Below are 3,678 nucleotides of genomic sequence, written 5' to 3'. Positions count from 1 at the left end.
GAATAATGTCTGACTTAGTCTTGTCATTAACATGACACAGCAGCGCAGTTACGCTCTTAGATCACAAGCGGTTCGTAGAGTTTTTATCTTGGAAACAGCGCAGCTAACATCAGATCGACAAGTGTTTCAAGGAACATCACAGGATCAGGCACGAGATGACACGATGGCTGAACCGCGTTGGTCCACATAGTCAACATGAGCATGGCCGAAGTGATCACTTCGGTGGCAAGGACAAGGTCGACTTGCCGGAACTCGTTTTCGAGCGATTCCATGCTCGAGCACATTCGCAATCAGTCGCATATCCCGGCCGATCACTTCGGCCCGGTAGACCGTGGCTAGTTCCGGGAAATTATTAGCTTCCGCCGTGATGACTCTGATCAGGCCGGCGTCTTTCTTGGCACCGGCATGGACCCACCATAGCATCACCCTCCGCATGAGCTCGGCGCTATCCCCTTCGAACGCGGCAAGCAAGGTCTCAATCTCGGCAATGACGGGAACGGCACTGCCGCGCACAACTGTCCTGAAGAGTTCTTCCTTGAAATACAGGTACATGGTGGGTTTGGAGACGCCGGCTCGGCGTGCGATATCCTCCAGGCGCGTTGACGCTTAGCCCTGTTCGACAAACAGTGCGAGCGCTGAGACGAGCAGCTCGTGTGGTCGCGCTTCCTTGCGGCGCACCCAGCGGGACTGGATGCAAGTTGTCTTTGCCATTGGTTTCAAGAGCCCGCGCGCAAAGCGTTCCGTAATTGGGAAGTCGACACCTTCTCGAGCCCGGATCAAATCTTCATTCGGTGCCGGTCCTGACCATCCTGCGCGTCGCCGCAAACGGCTTCAGTCCCGACCAGCAGAGCCAGATCGCCACCAGCGCAGTCGGCAGCACGGTCACGCTGATAGCGTAATGGAGCTTGGTGCCGCCATGAAAGACGTGGTCCGACACCAGGGCAACGAGCGTCGGCCCCAGCCCGATACCCAGCAATCCCGCGATCAGCAAGTACACTGAAATCGCCTGGCCCCGCATATTGTTCGGACACACTTCCTGGATGCACGCCGGCGCCGCGGCCTGCGAGATGCTCAAGCCAAACACGGAAACACCAAGCATGACAAATGCCGCAGTCGCGTTATCGGCCAGCGGCCACAGCACCGCCATCGGCGCGCAGACCACGGTGCCGACCAGCGACACGCGAAAGCGCGCGGCGTCGACATTCATGCGCAGCCAGCGGTCGCTCAGGAAGCCGCTGAACAGGGTTCCGCTCAGGCCGGCCGCGGCGATGATCAGGCCGAGAATGATGCCCGCGCGGCTGATCGGCATGTCGAAGCGCCGCTCGAACAGCGCCGGCGCCCACGACAGCATCCCGTAGCCGATCATGGCGAGCAGCGCCGGGTAGGTCAGCAGGCGCGCAAAGGTCCGGCGGTGCTGCTTGAGGAAGGCGATGAATTCCCCGACCGAGCAGGCCGCGGCCTTTGCACTCAGTTCGCGACGCATGGGTTCGCGTACGGTCAGCAGCAACAGGGCCAGGCCGATTCCGGGCGCCGCGGCGGCAAGGAAGCAGATGCGCCAGGCCGGCAGCAGGCCGAATAATGGCAGGTCCATCCCTTCCTTCGGGATGGCCCCGAGCAGCCAGCCGCCGAGCAGCATCGACGCCCCCGACCCCACCGCCAGCGAGGTGTAATAAAACGCCATGGCGCGCCCGCGGCGTTCGGGGGCGACGTAGTCCGCGATCATCGAGTAGGCCGCCGGCGCCAGCACCGCCTCGCCGACGCCGACCCCCATGCGGGCAATGAAGAGCATCGTGTACGAACTGGCAAAGGCGGAGGCCGCCGTCATCGCCGTCCAGAACAGCATGCCCCAGAAGATCAGGTTGCGCCGTGTCCTGCGGTCGACCATGCGCCCGAGCGGCAGGCCCATCAGGGTGTAGCAGATCGAGAACGCATAGCCCTGCAGCAGGCTGAACGCCGTATCCGAGATGGCGAACTCGGCGCGGATCGGCCGCACCAGCAAGGCCGGCAGTTGGCGGTCCAGCTGCGAGAACAGGGTGATCAGGAACAGTACGGCGATCACGTAACCGGCATATCGCAGGCTCGGATAGGGCGCGTCGAGCCGCTGGGCTGGGAGATTGTCCATGGTCTTGGTCGTCGGTGAAAGTGGGATCAGAAACGGTAGTCGACGTTGATGCCGAAGGTGCGCGGGTCGCCAGGCGTCTGGTTGTTATATCCCTGCAAGAAGAACGAATTCGACCGCGCCCAGTAGTACTTCCCACCCAGGTTCTTGCCCCACAGCGAGACGCGGGTCCTGGTGTCCGGCAGGTTCAAGGTGAACAGCGCATTCAGCAAGCCATAACCGGCCTGGGTATTCGATGCGATCTGCCCCGCATTCAAAGGACGGAAGGGCAGGGCGTTCGTATTCACCGGCTGAAAGAACATGACCTCGGAACGCCAGTTATAGTCGAGGTGCAGGTCGAGGCGCCCGAGCGGCGTCGCCAGCGGATAGTCGGCGCCGAGGGAATAGGTCTGTTTCGCGGTGGTGACGAAGTCCAGGCCCTGGAACGGACCGTTGTCGAACTCGGGGTCGGTGAGGCCGATGCCGGCGGTCAGGTTCAGCTGGCCGAGGCGCAGTTCGGCATCCAGTTCCAGCCCCTTGACCGTGGCGTCGCCGGCGTTGATCACCGAACTGACGGTCGTGCTGCTGCCGGGTGGAAGATGCGGTGCGATTTGCTGGATGTCGCCGTATTTGGCGAGATAGGTGGCCAGGTTCAGGCGCAGCCTGCGCTCGAACAGCTCCATTTTCGATCCCGCCTCGTACGACACGACCTGTTCCTTGTCGAAGGGCGTATAGGCAAAGCGGCTGGTCCCGCCGGCGGGCTGGAAGCCGCCCGAGCGGAACCCGCGCGACACCTTGCCATAGACGAGGGTGCCGTCGCCGAACTTGTAATCGAGCCCGAGCGTCCAGGGGGTGTAGTCCGAACGGATTGCCGGCGGCACGTAATGGCAGCCACCCTGGTCGAGCCCCGCCGCGGCCAGCGCGCAGCCCGCGGCGCCGGCCAGCTGCGCGCCGGTTTCCCTGGTATAGCGTGGGACGTAATAGTCGACGTCGCGCTTGTCCTTCACCAGGCGCGCACCCGCCGTCGCGCGCAGGTTCGGCAGGATGGCATAGGTCAGCTGGCCGAAGATGCTGCTCGAGGTCTGCTCGGAGTCGAATTCGTTGAGGCGCCCGAGCGTCGTGGCGCCGGACGGCGTGGTCACCAGGCTGCTGTCGCGCAGCGATTCGGTAAAGTAGTAGGCGCCCGCAATCCAGTCCAGGCGGTCGGAGAAGGCGCTGCCGTACACCTGTAGTTCCTGCGTGAACTGGTGGCCGCTGACGCCGTAGCGCTGCAGCTGGTTGACGAAGACTGGCGTGGCGTCCAGGTCATAGCCGCTCACCGTGTCGAGGTGGCGGTAGGCGCTGATCGACTTGAAGGTCGCGGGGCCGGTATTCCAGCGCAGCGTGGCGGTCGCGTTGTCGACATCGGCGGTGTTGGCGGGATTGAACCCGGCATGGCTGGTATAGCCGCCGGCTTGCCTGTACTGTGCGATCGGCGCCAACGCGGCGGCGGCGATGGCGGGATCGAAGTAATTAACGATCCAGACCTGGGAAGCGGCGTCGCTGCGGAAGCGGTCCCAGGTCAGGTCGAGCAGGAGGTC

Annotated in this window: 3 protein-coding genes; all 3 read right to left on the bottom strand. The window is 63.2% G+C overall.

All coding sequences use genetic code 11. From position 1 onward, the window contains the following. Positions 1-144: 144 nt before the first annotated feature. Entirely contained in the window at positions 145-552 is a 408-nt protein-coding gene (locus tag ACFPOU_RS23245; RefSeq protein ID WP_379727318.1) for a hypothetical protein, read from the bottom strand. A 232-nt stretch (positions 553-784) separates the two neighbouring features. Continuing rightward, positions 785-2,122, bottom strand: coding sequence for a spinster family MFS transporter (locus tag ACFPOU_RS23240; RefSeq protein WP_379727315.1), 1,338 nt, complete (start codon positions 2,120-2,122; stop codon positions 785-787). A 26-nt stretch (positions 2,123-2,148) separates the two neighbouring features. Next, the coding region (locus tag ACFPOU_RS23235) for a TonB-dependent receptor (RefSeq protein WP_379727312.1) at positions 2,149-3,678 on the bottom strand (1,530 nt) is incomplete at its 5' end.

It is taken from the genome of Massilia jejuensis, assembly GCF_042656795.1.
Taxonomy (GTDB): Bacteria; Pseudomonadota; Gammaproteobacteria; order Burkholderiales; family Burkholderiaceae_D; genus Telluria; species Telluria jejuensis.
This window is presented reverse-complemented; position numbering and strand designations above follow the sequence as displayed.

Coding starts and splice junctions, on each gene's coding strand:
- ACFPOU_RS23245 (WP_379727318.1), bottom strand. CDS start 552: ATGTACCTGTATTTCAAGGAAGAACTCTTCAGGACAGTTGTGCGCGGC.
- ACFPOU_RS23240 (WP_379727315.1), bottom strand. CDS start 2,122: ATGGACAATCTCCCAGCCCAGCGGCTCGACGCGCCCTATCCGAGCCTG.